Origin of the sequence: Kitasatospora sp. NPDC059812 (assembly GCF_042732075.1) — a bacterium.
Classification (GTDB): domain Bacteria; phylum Actinomycetota; class Actinomycetes; order Streptomycetales; family Streptomycetaceae; genus Kitasatospora.
On sequence record NZ_JBHWIO010000068.1, the window covers coordinates 1,893 to 16,398 of the forward strand.

The following is a 14,506-nucleotide window of genomic DNA, read 5'->3' on the forward strand; positions in this document are numbered from 1 at the left end:
CCGGGTCCCCCCCCCCGCTCCCCACCCCCCCCCCCCCCGGGCCAGCGCCTGTGTTGGGGGCCCCCCCCCGCCCCCCGGCGGCCCGCCCCGACCCCCGGAGCGGTGTCGTTTCCGCCCGTTGTGGGCCGTCCGGGGCCGCCGGTCTCGGACGGGACGGCTGCCCGGCAGGCCATGAAAGGGTCAAATCTCAGTATTCGGTCTATCTGGTCTCGGTATTCGGTACGCTGATGACAGCGGGCCTTCGGTGTCCCTAGCATCGTCGACATGAAGCGACAGACGGATCTCACGAAGCGGCGGGCGGTCGACCTGTGCCGCGTGGCCGCCTGTCTGTGTCGAATGCGCTAACTCGGCGTTTTGGCTGGGCAGTTGAAGCCCGCCGCCGATTTTCCCGGTGACCTTGCCCGGCCACCCCGGCCGGCCGTCGCCGCCGCACCCCGCAGCGCCCCGCCCGGTCGGCCTGGACCACCACCCTCGTCCCAGTATTCGGACAGGAATTCGGACCGCAGTCGCCCGGGCACCCGGCAGCACCTCCCGAGCAGAACCTTCCGCACACCGCCCTCGGATGGAGAACACCACCATGAGCCGCAGCGACGTCCTGGTCGACGCCGACTGGGTCCAGGCCCACCTGGACGACCCGAAGGTCGTCATCGTCGAGGTCGACGAGGACACCTCCGCGTACGACAAGAACCACATCCGCAACGCCGTCCGGATCGACTGGAAGCAGGACCTCCAGGACCCGGTCCGCCGCGACTTCATCGACCAGGCCGGCTTCGACGCGCTGCTCAGCGCCAAGGGCATCGCCAACGACGACACCGTCGTGCTCTACGGCGGCAACAACAACTGGTTCGCCTCGTACGCCTACTGGTACTTCAAGCTGTACGGCCACGGTGACGTCCGCCTGCTGGACGGTGGCCGCAAGAAGTGGGAGCTGGACTCCCGCGACCTGGTCGCCGAGGTGCCGGCCCGCGAGGCCACCGAGTACCGGGCGCAGGCCGCCGACTCCTCGATCCGCGCCTTCCGCGACGACGTGCTCGCGGCCATCGGCCAGCTCAACCTGGTCGACGTCCGTTCGCCCGACGAGTTCTCCGGCAAGCTGCTCGCCCCGGCGCACCTCCCGCAGGAGCAGTCGCAGCGCCCCGGCCACGTGCCGAGCGCCCGCAACATCCCGTGGGCCAAGAACGCCAACGACGACGGCACCTTCAAGAGCGACGACGAGCTCAAGGCGCTGTACGAGGCCGAGGGCATCGACCTGGCGAAGGACACCATCGCCTACTGCCGCATCGGCGAGCGCTCCGCGCTCACCTGGTTCGTCCTGCACGAGCTGCTCGGCCAGGAGAACGTCAAGAACTACGACGGTTCGTGGACCGAGTACGGCAGCCTCGTCGGCGTGCCGATCGAGCTCGGCAGCAACTGAGCCTGCGGCTCGACCGTCGTCAGAAGGGAAGACAAGACATGTGCGGTGCGAAGGCCGGCGGCCCGGACCTGGCAGGAGTTGACGTGGCGAACGAAACGATCATCCAGGGTTCGGTGACCCGCGACGGTGAGCCGGTCAACGGCTACGTCCGGCTGCTCGACGAGGGGGGCGAGTTCACGGCCGAGGTGCCCACCTCGGCGACCGGCCAGTTCCGGTTCTTCGCCCGCCCGGGCAAGTGGACCCTGCGCGCGCTGGTGCCGGGCCAGACCGTGGACCGTCAGGTGGTGGCCTCCCAGGGCACCGCCGTCGAGGTCGCGATCGCGGTCTGATCGGCGCCCGATCCACCTGATCCGCCCGATCCACCAGATCCGCGGACGAAGTACACCGAGGGCCCTGCCGCGGCAGGGCCCTCGGTCGTACCGTGGAGGCGTGCAGACAAGGCGGCGGCGGCACTACTACTTCGCCCTGATGGGCGTCTGCCTGGGCCTGTTCGTGCTGGCCTGGGGCGTGGTGAGGTTCTTCTCCGTGCCCGCCGCGATCGGCATGTGCGTGGTCGCGATGGTGATCCCGCCGGCCGCCGCCGTGTTCGCCAACAAGCGGGACCCGGACGACGACTGGTGGAACGACCCGCGCTGGGACGACCCGAAGTGGGACGATCCCGGCCACGACCGGGACCGCCCCGACCACGAGGAGCACCCGTAGGCGTCAGTAGACGAGTGCCTGGACGTTGTCCGCCATGATCTCGCTGACGAAGACCTGCGCGCCCGCGATCCGGACGCCCTCGACGGTGTCCTGCTGCACGATCCCCCGGCGGGCCGCACACTGGGTGCACAGCGTCACCGAGCCGCTCGCGAGGATCGCCTCCAGCAGGTCCGGAAGCGGTGCCGCGTGCGGCAGTTCGAACTCCGCCGCCCGCCCCGGCAGGGCGAACCAGGAGGACTCCCCGGTCAGCCAGAGCGAGACCTCGATCCCGCTGGCGACGGCCACCGCCGCGACGGTGAACGCCTGCGAACACCGCTCCGGCGCATCGGCCCCGGCGGTGACCTTGATGACGAGTTTCTTCGACATGGCGCCACCTTAGAGGGCTCGCGGCCCCCGCTCGCCGTCATCCCAGGATCCCTTGGGGAAACCTTGGACGGCGGGGGAGAATCGGCGCGAACGATGACGTGGTGGGGCTCACCGCGACCGGCCGATGACCGGCGGATAGAGTGAGCGGCAGCAAAATCCACCACACTGTCGCCGCCTGGGAGCCACCCGTGTCCGGTCTGGAAATCTTCTTCGACGGTCTGCTGGCCCTCATGGCCGTGCTGATCACCTGGTTCGCCATCTTCTCGGTGATGAAGCTCTACCAGGGCCAGCGCTGATCCTGCCGTACGGTTGAGGCAGCCCACACCGACGACGACAGCGACCAGGAACATGATCGAGATCCCCTCTGACCTCCACAAGGACGTCGTCCCGCTCGCCTTCCTCCTCGGCACCTGGGAGGGCGCGGGCGTCTACGCCCCGTTGCCAGATGAAGAGGGCCCCGGCGCCGAGAAGTGCAACTTCGGCCAGGAGATCGTGATCCGGCACGACGGCCGGCCCTTCCTGGAGTTCCGCTCCCGTACCTGGGTGCTGGACAACGAGGGCGAGAAGGTCCGTCCGCTGGAGAACGAGCACGCGTTCTGGCGCATCACCAGCAACCACGACGGCACCAGCGGCGTCCGCGGGATCGAGATCTCCTCCGTCCGCGACGACGGCACCGTGGAGATCTGGTACGGCGAGCTGGCCGACGGCAAGCCGCAGATCGACGTCTCCACGGACGCGGTCGCCCGGATCGAGGGCTCGCCGGAGTACTCGGGCGGCAAGCGGCTGTACGGCTTCGTCAACGAGGAGCTGCTCTGGGTCGGCGAGAAGGCCGCCCCGAACGTGCCGCTGCGCCCGTACATGTCGGCCCAGCTGAAGAAGGTGCTCAGCCCGGCCCAGCTGATCAAGGACATCAACGACCTGCCGGACGACGGCATCGCGTTCTTCAAGTGAGCCCGGCGCTCCGCTGAGCGGTACGGCTTTCGCGTGAGGTAGGGACCGGCCGCCGGCCGGTCCCTACACTTGCCTCAGGACCCCCGACCTTGGCAGGGACAGCACCGTGGCGGACACCGGCACCACCGACTGGCAGCTCTCCGGCGACTGGAAGGCCGACCTGCGCGAACGCGGCTACCGGCTGACCCCGCAGCGGCAGCTCGTACTCGAAGCCGTCGACCGCCTCGACCACGCCACCCCCGACGAGATCCTCTGCCACGTCCGGCAGACCGCGAGCGGCGTCAACATTTCCACCGTCTACCGGACCCTGGAGCTGCTGGAGGAACTCGGCCTGGTCTCGCACGCCCACCTCGGCCACGGCGCCCCGACCTACCACCTGGCCGGCCGCCACCACCACCTGCACCTGGTCTGCCGGGACTGCGACAAGGTCTCCGAGACCGGCACCGAGATCGCCGAGCCGCTGATCAGCAGCCTGCGCGAACAGCACGGATTCGACACCGACCTCAAGCACTTCGCCATCTTCGGCCGCTGCGCCGACTGCACCGCCAAGCTCGCGGACGGCCGGTCGTAAGCTGGCCGGTATGAAGAGCCCGCTGCTGAGCCTGCCCGGAGCCGTCCCCGCCGAAGGCGCCGACGAGGGCGTCGCCGCCCACTACGGCGACATCTTCCGCGAGCAACGCAACCTCGCGCAGGGCACCGGCTTCGTCGACCTCTCGCACCGCGGCGTGCTCACCGTCACCGGCCAGGACCGCCTGGCCTGGCTGCACCTGCTGCTCACCCAGCACGTCAGCGCGCTGGCGCCGCAGGAGGCCACCGAGGCGCTGGTGCTCTCCCCGAACGGGCACGTCGAGCACGCGCTCTACCTGGTCGACGACGGCACCACCACCTGGGCGCACGTCGAGCCGGGCACCCAGGAGGCGCTGCTGGGCTACCTGGAGAGCATGAAGTTCTTCTACCGGGTGGAGGTCGCCGACGCGACCGCCGAGTACGCCGTGGTGCACCTGCCGGCGGGCTCCACAGCCTCCGTCGAGGGCGTCGCGGCGGTGCGCGAACTCCCGTACGGGCGAGACCTGTTCGTGCCGCGCGCCGAGCTGGCGAAGCTGACCGCCGGGTACGGCCCGGCGGCGGGGGTCTGGGCGTACGAGGCGCTGCGGATCGAGGGCCACCGGCCGCGGCTGGGCTTCGAGACCGACCACCGGACCATCCCGCACGAGGTGGACTGGCTGCGCACCGCCGTCCACCTGCAGAAGGGCTGCTACCGCGGACAGGAGACCGTCGCCCGGGTGCACAACCTGGGCCGGCCGCCGCGCCGCCTGGTCTTCCTGCACCTGGACGGCACCGAGGAGACGCTGCCCCCGCACGGGACGCAGGTGCGGCTGGCCGCAGAGCCGGACGGGCGCCCGCTCGGCTTCGTCACCTCCTCGGCCCGCCACCACGAGCTGGGGCCGATCGCGCTGGCGATCGTCAAGCGGAACGTCCCGGTGGACGCGGTGCTGCTGGCCGGGACGGTGCCGGGCACCCAGGACGTGATCGTCCCGCAGTAGCCCGTGCGCCCGGCTGCGGTCAGACCTCCACGAGGACGGTGAACGGGCCGTCGTTCACCAGCGCCACCTGCATGTCGGCGCCGAACCGGCCCGTCTCCACCTTGGCGCCGAGCGCGCGCAGTTGGGCGACCACCTCGTCCACCAGGGGCTCGGCGACCGGGCCGGGGGCGGCGGCGTTCCAGGTCGGGCGGCGGCCCTTGCGGGCGTCGCCGTAGAGGGTGAACTGGCTGATCACCAGCAGCGGGGCCCCGAGGTCGGAGCAGGACTGCTCGACGCCCTCGTCGTCGGCGGGCAGCAGCCGCAGCGTCCACAGTTTGCGGGCCAGTTGGGCCGCCTTGGCCGGGGTGTCCTCGTGGGTGACGCCGACCAGGACGCAGAGCCCGGGCCCCTCGATCGCGCCGACGGTCTCTCCGGCCACGGTCACCCTGGCCTCGGTCACTCGCTGCACCACTGCTCGCATGCCGCCATTGTGCCGGAGGCCCGGGGCGTGCGGGAGGGGCGCGTGTGCAGGTGGTGCACGCTGGGTGGTGCACGCCTGCGCGGGGTCGGGCGCCGCTCTTCCTGCGGAAAGGTCCGGTCATATCAGCCACCCCCGTTCGCCAGGGGGCCGTTCGGGTGCACGGGCGGTGCGCCCGCGCCGGGCGGGGTGGCACGCTGGTGGACCGTACGGAGGGCCCGGCGCGCCATATGGTCCGCCGCACCGGGCCGGGCTCGGCCGGGAGGTCGAGCCGGTAGGTCAGGCGTTCTGGCGGCATCGCCCCGGTGGGTGGTTGCGGCCGGGAACCGGAACCTTCGGGGGTGGCCGGGCGTGCCAACGGACGGGACGCGTGAGCCCGTCGGGGGACGGGCCGGACCGGCGGCAGGGACGCAGTGCCGCGAGCGGGCGGGATCGGACGACGGCAGGTGGGTTGGTTGATGGACGCGAGCAGCGCGGCGTGGGACCGGTCCGGGCACGTGGCGGAGGTCGCCGGGGGCGCCGGGGCCCTGGGCACGGCGATAGAGCCCGACCTGGAGCGGCTGGGCCTGGACCAGCTGCGGATCCTGCGCCGGGAGACCCTGGAGCAGGAGGCCGACCTCTCCTACCTGCGGCGGCTGCTGCACGGGCGGATGGACATCCTGCGCGCCGAACTCGACCGCCGGCCCGGCGGCCCGCCCCGGCCGGCCGGACCGCCCGGGGCAGGCGGCGCCGACGGGCCCCCCGGCGACCTGCTGGACCGCCTCCCGGCCATCCTGACCGACGCGCCCTCCACCGTGCGGCGCTCGGCCCGGCACGTCACGCTCGGGCCGCCACGCGGCCACGAGTCCCAGCTGGAGGCGGCCGAGCTGATGGGGGACGTCCAGCTCGCCGACCTGGCCGCGCACCCGGCGGAGGAGCTGCTGGCCGCGCTGGAGCGGCTGCGCGCGCACGAGCGCGAGGTGTCCGGGCGGCGGCAGCGGCTGCTGCGGACGGCCGACGGTTGCAGCGCGGAGATCACCCGCAGGTACCGTGATGGGGAAGCACGGGTCGAGGACCTGCTCGCAGGGGGGCCGCTCTGACCGGGTGAGGTACCACGGGCGGGCGGGGCCCGGTCCACCCTCACCCCCGGAAGGCTCCCGCCATGTCCCAGTCCGCCACCCCGCCCGTCGTCCTCGCCGAGGTCATACGCTCGGGCTTCACCGAGGGCCGCCACCACGGCTCCCTGGTGCTGCTCGCCGCCGACGGCTCGGTGGAGTTCGCGCTCGGCGACCCCGATGTTCCGGTCTTCCCCCGGTCGACCGCCAAGCCGTTCCAGGCGGTGGCCACGCTGCGGGCCGGGCTGGCGATCGAGGGCGAGCTGCTGGCGCTGGCCGCCTCCAGCCACTCCGCAGAATCGTTTCACCTCGACGCTGTCCGGGCCATCCTGAGCTCCGCCGGGCTCGACGAGTCCGCCCTGCGCACCCCGGCCGACCTCCCGCTGGACGAGACCGAGGCGGAACTGCTGCTCGGCTCCGGCGGCCGCCGCGCCCCCGTCCTGATGGACTGCTCCGGCAAGCACGCCGGCTGGCTCGCCGCCTGCGTCGCCAACGGCTGGGACACCGCGAGCTACCTCGACCCCGGGCACCCGATCCAGCTGCTGGCCCGCGAGGCCTTGGAGGAGGGCACCGGCGAGACCGCCACGCACGCCGGGGTGGACGGCTGCGGCGCGCCGCTGCTGGCCGTCACGCTGACCGGCCTGGCACGCGGCTACCGCGGCCTGGTGCTGGCCGCCGAGGGCACGGCGCCCCGTCGGGTGGCCGACGCGATGCGCGCCCACCCCGAGTACGTGGCCGGCACCCGCCGGGCCGACACCTGGCTGATGCGGGCCGTCCCCGGCGCGCTGTCCAAGATGGGCGCCGAGGCCGTCCAGGTGGTGGCGCTGCCGGACGGGCGGGCGCTCGCCTTCAAGATCGACGACGGCGGCGAGCGGGCCCGCGGCCCGGTGCTGGCGGCCGCACTGCGCCGGCTCGGGGTGACCGGCGCGGACGAGACCGTCGAGCGGATCGGGGCGGCCCCGCTGCTGGGCGGCGGCGCCCCGGTCGGGCAGGTGCGGGCGGCCTTCTAGCGGCCTCCCACGGCCTCCCGGGAGCCCGCAAGGGGCCTCCCCGGGGCCCGCCGCGGCCTGCAAGGGGCCTGGCAGCGGCCTTCCAGGGGATGCGGGGCGGCCGGAGGCGGCCGTCGGCGTGCGGGCGGAGCAGCGGCGGTGCACGGTGGACCGGGGGCCGTCGCACAGCTGAGGGAGTCCGCCATGACTGACCACGTGTACCGGGTGACCGAGATCGTCGGATCCTCGACCGAGAGCGTCGACGCCGCGATCCGCAACGGGGTGGAGCGGGCCTCCCGGACGCTGCGCAACCTCGACTGGTTCGAGGTGACGCAGGTCCGGGGCCACCTGGAGGACGGCGGGGTGAAGCACTACCAGGTCGGACTGAAGCTCGGCTTCCGGCTGGAGGACTGAGCCCGCTTCCGCGGCCCGGCCCAGGCCCGCTCGCAGCCCGTCCCGCAGCCCCGCTCCACAGCCCCGCCGCCGGCCCCGGCCGCCCGGTCAGCGTTCGGGCAGCACCAGCGGCACCCCGGTGCGCGGGTGCGCCAGCACCTCGACCGGGTGGCCGTACACCTCGCTGAGCAGCGGGGCGCGCAGCACCTCGGCGACCGGCCCGTCCGCGACCGTCGACCCGGCGTTCAGCAGCACCACCCGGTCCGCGTAGGCCGCCGCCAGGGACAGGTCGTGCAGCACCACGACCACGCCGTCCCCGGCGGCGGCGCGCTCCCGGGCGACCCGCAGCACCAGCTCCTGGTGGCGCAGGTCGAGGGCGGCGGTCGGCTCGTCCAGCAGCAGCAGCGGGGCGCGCTGGGCCAGCACCCGGGCCAGCGCCACCCGGGCCCGCTCGCCGCCGGACAGCGCGGTGAACGGGCGCCCGGCGAAGGCGGCGGACTCGGTGGCGGCCATCGCCTCGGCGACCACGGCCTCGTCCTCGGCGGCGGCGGCCGTGCCGGTCCAGGGGGCGCGGCCCATCCGGACCACCTCGTCGGCGGGGAACGGGAAGGACAGCGCGGCGGACTGCGGCAGCAGCGCGCGGTGCAGGGCGAGCTCGGCGGCGCCGTAGCCGGCCAGCGGGCGGCCGCGCAGCCGGACCTCGCCGCCGTCCGGACGGACGTCGCCGGCCAGGACGGACAGCAGGGTGGACTTGCCGGCGCCGTTCGGCCCGAGCAGCGCGACCACCTCTCCGGCGGCGACCCGCACCGACGCGCCGTCCAGCAGGGCGCGCCCGCCGATGGTCAGCCGGACGGTCTCGGCGGTCAGCAACTCGCTTCCGGGCAGGGGCCGTTCGGGCGCCTCCCGGGGGGTTCGCAATCTCATGCCCAGCCTCCCTGCCTGCTCCTGGTACGGCGCAGCAGCCAGAAGAAGAACGGACTGCCGATCAGTGCGGTGAGCACCCCGAGCGGCAGCTCGGCCGGCTCGGCGACGGTGCGGGCGGCGAGGTCGGCGGCCACCAGGACCAGCGCGCCGCCGAGCGCCGAGGCGGGCAGCAGGAAGCGGTGGCCGGGCCCGGCCAGCATCCGCAGCAGGTGCGGGACGACCAGTCCGACGAAGCCGATGATGCCGCTGACCGCGACGGCCGCGGCGGTGAGCAGCGCGACGACGGTGATCAGCACCAGCCGCATCCGCTCGACGTCCACCCCGAGGTGGCGGGCCGGGCGTTCGCCGAGGGCCAGCAGGTCCAGCTTGCGGGCGTACAGCGGGGCGACGGCCAGGCCGACGGCGGCGAACGGCAGGACGGCGAGCACCTTGCCCCAGGTGGCCTGGGCGAGCGAGCCGAGCTGCCAGAAGGTGACCTGGCTGATCGCGGCGGAGTCGGCGGTGAACAGGAAGATCCCGATCAGCGCGCCGCAGAAGGCGTTCACGGCGACCCCGGTGAGGATCAGCGTGACCACCTCGGTGCGTCCGCCGGAGCGGGCCATCAGGTACACCGCGAAGACGGTCAGCAGGCCGCTGGCGAAGGCGAAGGCGGTGATCGTCCAGCTGCCGAGGGCGTCCAGGCCGAGCACGATGCAGGCCACCGCGCCGACCGCGCCGCCCGAGGAGACACCGATCACGGCGGGCTCGGCCAGCGGGTTGCCGAACACGCCCTGCATCAGCGCCCCGGCGCAGCCGAGCGAGCCGCCGACCAGCAGGGCGAGCACCACCCGGGGGAGCCGGACGTTCCACAGCACCGACTCGGGCACCCGGTCCAGGGCGTGCCCGCCGAGGCCGAGCCGGTGGGCGGCGGAGGCCAGGATGTCGCCGAGCGGGATGCGGTAGGCGCCGATGCCGGCGGCGAGCAGGGCGCAGAGCACCAGGGCGGCGGCGAGCCCGGCGGTGATCAGGGTGGTCCTGCTGACGGCGGGCGCGGTCTTCGCCCGTACGGCGGTGGTCACTTGGCGTCCGCCGGGTAGAGCTGGGCGGCGATCTCGCGGAGCACCTGGGGGGTGCGCGGGCCGTAGCTGAGCAGTTGGCCGTCCTCGATCGAGACGATCCGGCGGTCGAGGCCGGCCGGGGTCTGGGCGACGCCGGGCAGCTTGAGCAGGCCGTCGACGCCGCCGACCGAGTCCAGGCCCTTGCTCATCACCAGGATGGCGTCGGGCGCGGCCTTGACCAGGGCCTCGCTGGTGAGCGGGGTGAAGTCGCCGGTGAGGCCGGCGGCGGTGCCGGCGTCCTGGCCGCCGACCGCCTCGATCAGCGAGCCGGCTCCGGAGGCGGGCCCGCCGAGCAGGTAGACGGAGGCGCTGCCGCGCAGGTAGAGGAAGGCGACCTTGGGGTGGCGGGCGGCGGCCGGGGCGGCGGCCCTGGCCTCGTTGATCCGCTGTTCGGTGCGCTCCTTCAACTGCCGTCCGGCGTCCGGGACTCCGAGGGCGGCGGCGACGGTGTCGATGCGCGGGCCGACGTCGGCGAGCCGCTTGGCGTCGTCCAGGACGAGCAGCGGGACGCCGGCCGCGCGGATCTGCGCGATGGCCTCGGCCGGGCCGGTGGAGCGGTCGGCGAGGACGACGGTGGGGCGCAGCGACAGCACGCCCTCGGCGGACACGTCGTGGGCCTGGGTGATCACCGGCAGGGCGGTGGCCTGCTGGAAGGTGGTGGAGACGTCCCGGGCGACCACCTTGGGGCCGAGGCCGAGGCTGAACACCAGCTCGGAGAGGCTGCCGTTGAGCGGGATGATCCGCTCGGCGCTGGTGACGGTGACCTGGCGGCCGTCGACGGAGGTGGTGGTGGCCGGGAGCTGCGGGACGGGTTCGACGGGCAGCGGCTCGACCGCGTCGGGGGCCCGGGAGGAGCTCGCCGCGGCCGCTCCGGTGGTGGTGCCGGACGGGCCGCAGGCGGTGAGGGCGAGCAGCAGGCCGAGGGCGAGCAGCAGGAGGGCGGGCCCGCGGGCCGCCCCGGTTCGGATCGTACTGCTGCTCAACGCGCTTCCCTTCGATGGGAGTTGTCGCCGCTCCGGTCCTGGTGGAGGGGTTGCGGCGGGACTCTTGACTCATATATTAGGTTAGCCTTACCTGAGTTCCGCAAGGGGGTCGGCGCCACGCCCGACCCCTCCCTTGCCGCGTCCTTCACCACCACTGACCGCACCCCGCCGAGGAGTGATCCGCCGTGCCCCTGTCCAGCCGGCTCCGCCGTCTGGCCGCCACCCTGGTGGCCGCCCTCGCCGCCCTGCTGGCGGTGGGCCTCTCACCCGGCCCGGCGCACGCGGCGGAGGGCAAGGTCGCCGGCGGGCGGCTGGACTGGGGCATCAAGCAGTCCTTCCTGACGTACATCACCGGCCCCATCGCCAAGGGGAGTTGGACGCTCAACGGCGGCGCGGCCACGGTCGGCGGCAGCACCTTCCGGTTCCACTCCGCGACCGGCGGCTACGACCCGGCGACCGGTGCGCTGACCGCCGCCTTCTCCGGCGGGGTCCGGTTCACCGGGCACCAGGAGAACGGCGCCAACGCGCTCGACCTGAGCCTCGCCCGGCTCACCGTCCGGGCCGTCCAGGGCGGCGCGGCCGGGCTGTACGCCGACGTCAGCAGCAAGTCCAAGGACACCGGGCAGGTCAGCAGCGCAAGCCAGGCCAAACTGGCCGAGCTCTCACTGGCTGGCGTCGACCTGCGCGGCGCGGCCGGCACCCTGACGCTCAGCAACGTGCCGGGCACCCTCACCGACGCCGGGGCCAAGGCCTTCGGCAACTTCTACCCCGCCGGGACGGCCCTGGACCCGCTCACCCTCTCGGTCAACCTGCCCGCCGCGCAGCCGACTTCGCCGGCCCCGTCGCCGACCGCCGCGGCCACCCCCTCGGCGGCCGCCGTGCCGACGCCGTCGGCGACCGCCGAGACCCCGTCCGCCGAGACCCCGACCACCCCGCCCGGCGCCCAGGCCCCCGCCAGGACCGAGTTCGCCAACGGCGCCCTCGACTGGGGCGTGCGCCGCACCTTCCGCGACTACGTCACCGGCGCGATCGCCCAGGGCCGCTGGGAACTCGGCGCCGGCGCGGCGGACGGCGGCGCCTACTTCCGCTGGACCCCGGCCAAGGGCGGCTACGACCCCGCCAACGGCGACCTCACCGCCGCCTTCACCGGCACCGTGCGCTTCACCGGCCTGCGCAGCGGCGACACCTACGGCCTGGACCTCACCCTCGCCAACCCGGGCGTCACCGTGGCCGGCGGCCAGGGCCGACTGGTCGCGGACGTCTCCGGCCGGACCCCGGACGGCGCCACCCAGCAGCTCACCGGCGTCGAGCTGGGCGCCTTCGACCCGGCCGGCCTCAAGCCCGAGGGCGGCCTGCTGAAGGCCGTCGAGGTGCCGCTGAAGCTCACCGAGGGCGGCGCCAAGGCCTTCGGCGGCCTCTACCCGGCCGGCACCGAGATGGACCCGCTGAGCTTCGCCGTCGCGCTCGACCCGGCCGCGGCGCTGCCCCCGCTGCCCGACCTCGGCAGCGCCCCGGCCACCGCGCCGAGCGCCACCGCGACCCCCGCCACCAGCCCCTCCGCCGCGCCCGTCGCCTCCTCCTCCCCGGGCGGCTTCCCGGTGGCGGCCGTGGCCGGCGGCGCCGTGCTGGTGGCCGCGCTCGCCGTGACCGGCGGCCTGCTCGTCCGGCGCCGCCGCGCGGCCGCCGCGTCGGGCGCGGGCGCTGACGGCGGCCCCGGCGATGCGCCGGGCCCCGGCGACGCGGCCTGACACCCCGGAGCGTCCCCCCGCTCCCTCCCCCCGCCCCATCCGAACGGAGTACCCACCATGTCCCGCAACCGCACCCGGCTGGCCGCCCTCGCGGCCGCCACCGCCGGCCTCGGCCTGACCGCCCTCGGCGCCCCCGCACTGGCCTTCGGCGCGGGCGGCCCCGGCAGCGTCACGTACGACACCGGCGCGCTGGACTGGGGCGTGAAGGCCAGCTTCCGCAGCTACGTCAGCGGCCCGGCCTCCCAGGGCGGCGCTATCGAACTGACCGGCGGCGCCACCACCAACGCCGACGGCACCTTCCACTTCGGCCTGGCGAACGCCACGTACGACCTCGCCACCCACGCGCTGAGCTCCTCCTTCACCGGCGGGGTCCGCTTCACCGCCCACCACGGCGCGCTGGACGTCGCCCTCAGCGACCTCAAGGTCACCACCGCCGGGACGACCGGCACGCTCACCGCCGACACCGCGTCCAAGGAGTCGATGGGGGCCACCGAGGTCACCCGACGGGACGACGTGCCGCTGGTGACGTTCACCGTCGGGCGGGACACCACCACCGGGGTGCCGACGGCGGCGAAGCTGACCGAGCAGGGCGCCAAGGCCTTCGCGGGCTTCTACACGGCCGGGACGGACATGGACCCGCTGTCGCTGCTGCTGAAGCAGAGCCCGGCGACGCCGTCGCCGACGGCCACGGCGACCGCCACCGCTTCGCCGACGGCCCCGACCCCGACATCGACCCCGACCGCCACGGGCACGCCGACCGCCTCGCCGTCCGCCACCGGCACGCCGTCGGCCACGCCCTCCGCCACGTCGTCGGCCACCACGACGCCGTCCGCGACGCAGTCGCCGAGCGCCACCGCCTCGCCGTCCGCGAGCGCCACCCCGTCCGCGACCGGGACCCCGGCGCCCACCGGTGCCCCCGGCCGGCTGCCCGTGCTGAACGGCACCCTCGACTGGAAGGTCAAGGAGAGCTTCCGCGCGTACCTGGCCACCCCGATGGCGAGCGGCAAGGTCGAGTTCGGCGGCGGCGCGGCCGACTACCGCTTCGGCGGCGCCACCGGCGGCTACAACACCGCCGACCACTCGCTGACCGCCGCGTTCGACGGCTCGGTCCGCTTCCTCGGCCACCCGGGCAAGGACGGCTGGGCGCTCGACACCACGCTCTCCAAGCTGGGCCTGACGATCGACCAGGGCGGCGCCTTCCTGACCGCCGACGTGAACGGCAAGTCCCCCGACGGCAAGGCGACGTCGCTGAGCGGCGCGCGGATCGCCAAGCTGGACGTGCCCGCCTCCGCCCTGAAGCCGGTCAACGGCGTGGTGACGCTCTCCGGCGTCCCGGCCACGCTCACCGCCGAGGGCGTCCCGGTGTTCTCCAACTACCCGGCGGGCACGGTCCTGGACCCGGTCAGCGCCACCCTGGCGTTCGACAAGGACGCCAAGCTGCCGGCCACCCCGCCGACCGCCGGGTCCGGTGCCGGCGCCGGTACTGGCGGCGCCAACCAGCCTGCCGGAGGCCAGGGTTCGGGCACCGGTACGGTCGGCGGCGCCTCGCTGACCACCGGCGGCGGCCTGACCGGTGCGGGCGCTGCGGGCGGTGCGGGCGGCGTGCTGGCCGCCACCGGTTCGCAGACCCCGGTGGTCCCGCTGCTGGCCACCGCAGCCGGTCTGCTGCTGGTCGGCGGCAGCGCCACCGTGCTGGTGCGCACCCGGCGCGGCGCGCGCTCCTGACGCACCCCCGGGACGCGCGACGGCCCCCGCGGCGCAAACCAACCGCGGGCCCCGGGGGTTGGGGCCCCCCGCGGGGGCGGGCGAACGGGAGACAAGACGGGGGCCCACCCGAATCGCGC

At 74.4% G+C, this 14,506-nt stretch carries 17 protein-coding genes; 12 read left to right on the plus strand and 5 right to left on the minus strand.

Translation table 11 applies throughout. From position 1 onward, the window contains the following. The first annotated feature begins 264 nt into the window (after positions 1-264). The 4 genes from ACFV6D_RS28025 to ACFV6D_RS28040 all read left to right on the plus strand — a co-directional run bounded on the left by ACFV6D_RS28025 (position 265) and on the right by ACFV6D_RS28040 (position 2,116). The gene (locus ACFV6D_RS28025; protein ID WP_350517234.1) at positions 265-345 is read left to right on the plus strand and encodes an Ms5788A family Cys-rich leader peptide; all 81 of its coding nucleotides are present in this window, start codon (positions 265-267) and stop codon (positions 343-345) included. 232 nt (positions 346-577) lie between these two features. Further along, on the plus strand, positions 578-1,414 hold the full coding sequence (locus ACFV6D_RS28030) for a sulfurtransferase (protein WP_063351213.1): 837 nt from the start codon (positions 578-580) through the stop codon (positions 1,412-1,414). A gap of 38 nt (positions 1,415-1,452) precedes the next feature. Further along, on the plus strand, positions 1,453-1,743 hold the full coding sequence (locus tag ACFV6D_RS28035; RefSeq protein WP_030059605.1) for a DUF1416 domain-containing protein: 291 nt from the start codon (positions 1,453-1,455) through the stop codon (positions 1,741-1,743). Positions 1,744-1,843: 100 nt separating this feature from the next. After that, the gene (locus ACFV6D_RS28040; RefSeq protein WP_079135696.1) at positions 1,844-2,116 is read left to right on the plus strand and encodes a DUF3099 domain-containing protein; all 273 of its coding nucleotides are present in this window, start codon (positions 1,844-1,846) and stop codon (positions 2,114-2,116) included. A gap of 3 nt (positions 2,117-2,119) precedes the next feature. On the opposite strand, the gene ACFV6D_RS28045 is transcribed toward ACFV6D_RS28040, so the two are convergent. After that, positions 2,120-2,482: a DsrE family protein gene (locus ACFV6D_RS28045; protein ID WP_063348267.1), complete on the minus strand. Its 363-nt coding sequence runs from the start codon at positions 2,480-2,482 to the stop codon at positions 2,120-2,122. A 348-nt stretch (positions 2,483-2,830) separates the two neighbouring features. Between ACFV6D_RS28045 and ACFV6D_RS28050 the strand changes: the two genes are divergently transcribed. The 3 genes from ACFV6D_RS28050 (at position 2,831) to ACFV6D_RS28060 (ending at position 4,977) form a co-directional block, all read left to right on the plus strand. Continuing rightward, a complete protein-coding gene (locus ACFV6D_RS28050) occupies positions 2,831-3,433 on the plus strand; it encodes an FABP family protein (protein WP_063348266.1) in 603 nt (200 codons plus the stop codon). A 106-nt stretch (positions 3,434-3,539) separates the two neighbouring features. Beyond that, entirely contained in the window at positions 3,540-4,004 is a 465-nt protein-coding gene (locus tag ACFV6D_RS28055; protein ID WP_363376753.1) for a transcriptional repressor, read from the plus strand. Between the two features lie 10 nt (positions 4,005-4,014). Beyond that, positions 4,015-4,977: a folate-binding protein YgfZ gene (locus ACFV6D_RS28060; protein ID WP_063348264.1), complete on the plus strand. Its 963-nt coding sequence runs from the start codon at positions 4,015-4,017 to the stop codon at positions 4,975-4,977. 19 nt (positions 4,978-4,996) lie between these two features. Here the strand turns inward: ACFV6D_RS28060 and dtd are convergent, their stop codons facing one another. Continuing rightward, positions 4,997-5,437, minus strand: coding sequence for a D-aminoacyl-tRNA deacylase (dtd, locus tag ACFV6D_RS28065; RefSeq protein WP_063348263.1), 441 nt, complete (start codon positions 5,435-5,437; stop codon positions 4,997-4,999). 455 nt (positions 5,438-5,892) lie between these two features. On the opposite strand from dtd, the gene ACFV6D_RS28070 reads away from it, so the two are divergent. From ACFV6D_RS28070 to ACFV6D_RS28080, 3 genes are all read left to right on the plus strand, one after another. Continuing rightward, a complete protein-coding gene (locus tag ACFV6D_RS28070; RefSeq protein WP_380341865.1) occupies positions 5,893-6,513 on the plus strand; it encodes an ABC transporter substrate-binding protein in 621 nt (206 codons plus the stop codon). A 62-nt stretch (positions 6,514-6,575) separates the two neighbouring features. After that, positions 6,576-7,538: an asparaginase gene (locus ACFV6D_RS28075; protein ID WP_380561539.1), complete on the plus strand. Its 963-nt coding sequence runs from the start codon at positions 6,576-6,578 to the stop codon at positions 7,536-7,538. A 183-nt stretch (positions 7,539-7,721) separates the two neighbouring features. Continuing rightward, positions 7,722-7,931, plus strand: a complete 210-nt coding sequence (locus ACFV6D_RS28080; protein ID WP_063348261.1) for a dodecin — start codon at positions 7,722-7,724, stop codon at positions 7,929-7,931. Between the two features lie 87 nt (positions 7,932-8,018). Here the strand turns inward: ACFV6D_RS28080 and ACFV6D_RS28085 are convergent, their stop codons facing one another. The 3 genes from ACFV6D_RS28085 to ACFV6D_RS28095 are packed head-to-tail and all read right to left on the minus strand — an operon-like array spanning position 8,019 to position 10,914. After that, complete coding sequence (locus ACFV6D_RS28085; protein ID WP_380561541.1) at positions 8,019-8,834, minus strand: heme ABC transporter ATP-binding protein; 816 nt, start codon at positions 8,832-8,834, stop codon at positions 8,019-8,021. Continuing rightward, positions 8,831-9,892: an iron ABC transporter permease gene (locus ACFV6D_RS28090; RefSeq protein ID WP_363376743.1), complete on the minus strand. Its 1,062-nt coding sequence runs from the start codon at positions 9,890-9,892 to the stop codon at positions 8,831-8,833. Before ACFV6D_RS28090 ends, ACFV6D_RS28085 begins: the two co-directional genes overlap by 4 nt. After that, the gene (locus ACFV6D_RS28095; protein ID WP_380561543.1) at positions 9,889-10,914 is read right to left on the minus strand and encodes a hemin ABC transporter substrate-binding protein; all 1,026 of its coding nucleotides are present in this window, start codon (positions 10,912-10,914) and stop codon (positions 9,889-9,891) included. Before ACFV6D_RS28095 ends, ACFV6D_RS28090 begins: the two co-directional genes overlap by 4 nt. Before the next feature lie 185 nt (positions 10,915-11,099). On the opposite strand from ACFV6D_RS28095, the gene ACFV6D_RS28100 reads away from it, so the two are divergent. Then, a complete protein-coding gene (locus ACFV6D_RS28100; protein WP_380561544.1) occupies positions 11,100-12,662 on the plus strand; it encodes an HtaA domain-containing protein in 1,563 nt (520 codons plus the stop codon). A gap of 57 nt (positions 12,663-12,719) precedes the next feature. Then, positions 12,720-14,387, plus strand: coding sequence for an HtaA domain-containing protein (locus ACFV6D_RS28105; protein WP_380561546.1), 1,668 nt, complete (start codon positions 12,720-12,722; stop codon positions 14,385-14,387). Positions 14,388-14,506 lie beyond the last annotated feature (119 nt).

Coding starts and splice junctions, on each gene's coding strand:
- ACFV6D_RS28025 (WP_350517234.1), top strand. CDS start 265: ATGAAGCGACAGACGGATCTCACGAAGCGGCGGGCGGTCGACCTGTGC.
- ACFV6D_RS28080 (WP_063348261.1), top strand. CDS start 7,722: ATGACTGACCACGTGTACCGGGTGACCGAGATCGTCGGATCCTCGACC.
- ACFV6D_RS28105 (WP_380561546.1), top strand. CDS start 12,720: ATGTCCCGCAACCGCACCCGGCTGGCCGCCCTCGCGGCCGCCACCGCC.
- ACFV6D_RS28050 (WP_063348266.1), top strand. CDS start 2,831: ATGATCGAGATCCCCTCTGACCTCCACAAGGACGTCGTCCCGCTCGCC.
- ACFV6D_RS28060 (WP_063348264.1), top strand. CDS start 4,015: ATGAAGAGCCCGCTGCTGAGCCTGCCCGGAGCCGTCCCCGCCGAAGGC.
- ACFV6D_RS28045 (WP_063348267.1), bottom strand. CDS start 2,482: ATGTCGAAGAAACTCGTCATCAAGGTCACCGCCGGGGCCGATGCGCCG.
- ACFV6D_RS28085 (WP_380561541.1), bottom strand. CDS start 8,834: ATGAGATTGCGAACCCCCCGGGAGGCGCCCGAACGGCCCCTGCCCGGA.
- ACFV6D_RS28070 (WP_380341865.1), top strand. CDS start 5,893: ATGGACGCGAGCAGCGCGGCGTGGGACCGGTCCGGGCACGTGGCGGAG.
- ACFV6D_RS28075 (WP_380561539.1), top strand. CDS start 6,576: ATGTCCCAGTCCGCCACCCCGCCCGTCGTCCTCGCCGAGGTCATACGC.
- ACFV6D_RS28035 (WP_030059605.1), top strand. CDS start 1,453: ATGTGCGGTGCGAAGGCCGGCGGCCCGGACCTGGCAGGAGTTGACGTG.
- ACFV6D_RS28030 (WP_063351213.1), top strand. CDS start 578: ATGAGCCGCAGCGACGTCCTGGTCGACGCCGACTGGGTCCAGGCCCAC.
- dtd (WP_063348263.1), bottom strand. CDS start 5,437: ATGCGAGCAGTGGTGCAGCGAGTGACCGAGGCCAGGGTGACCGTGGCC.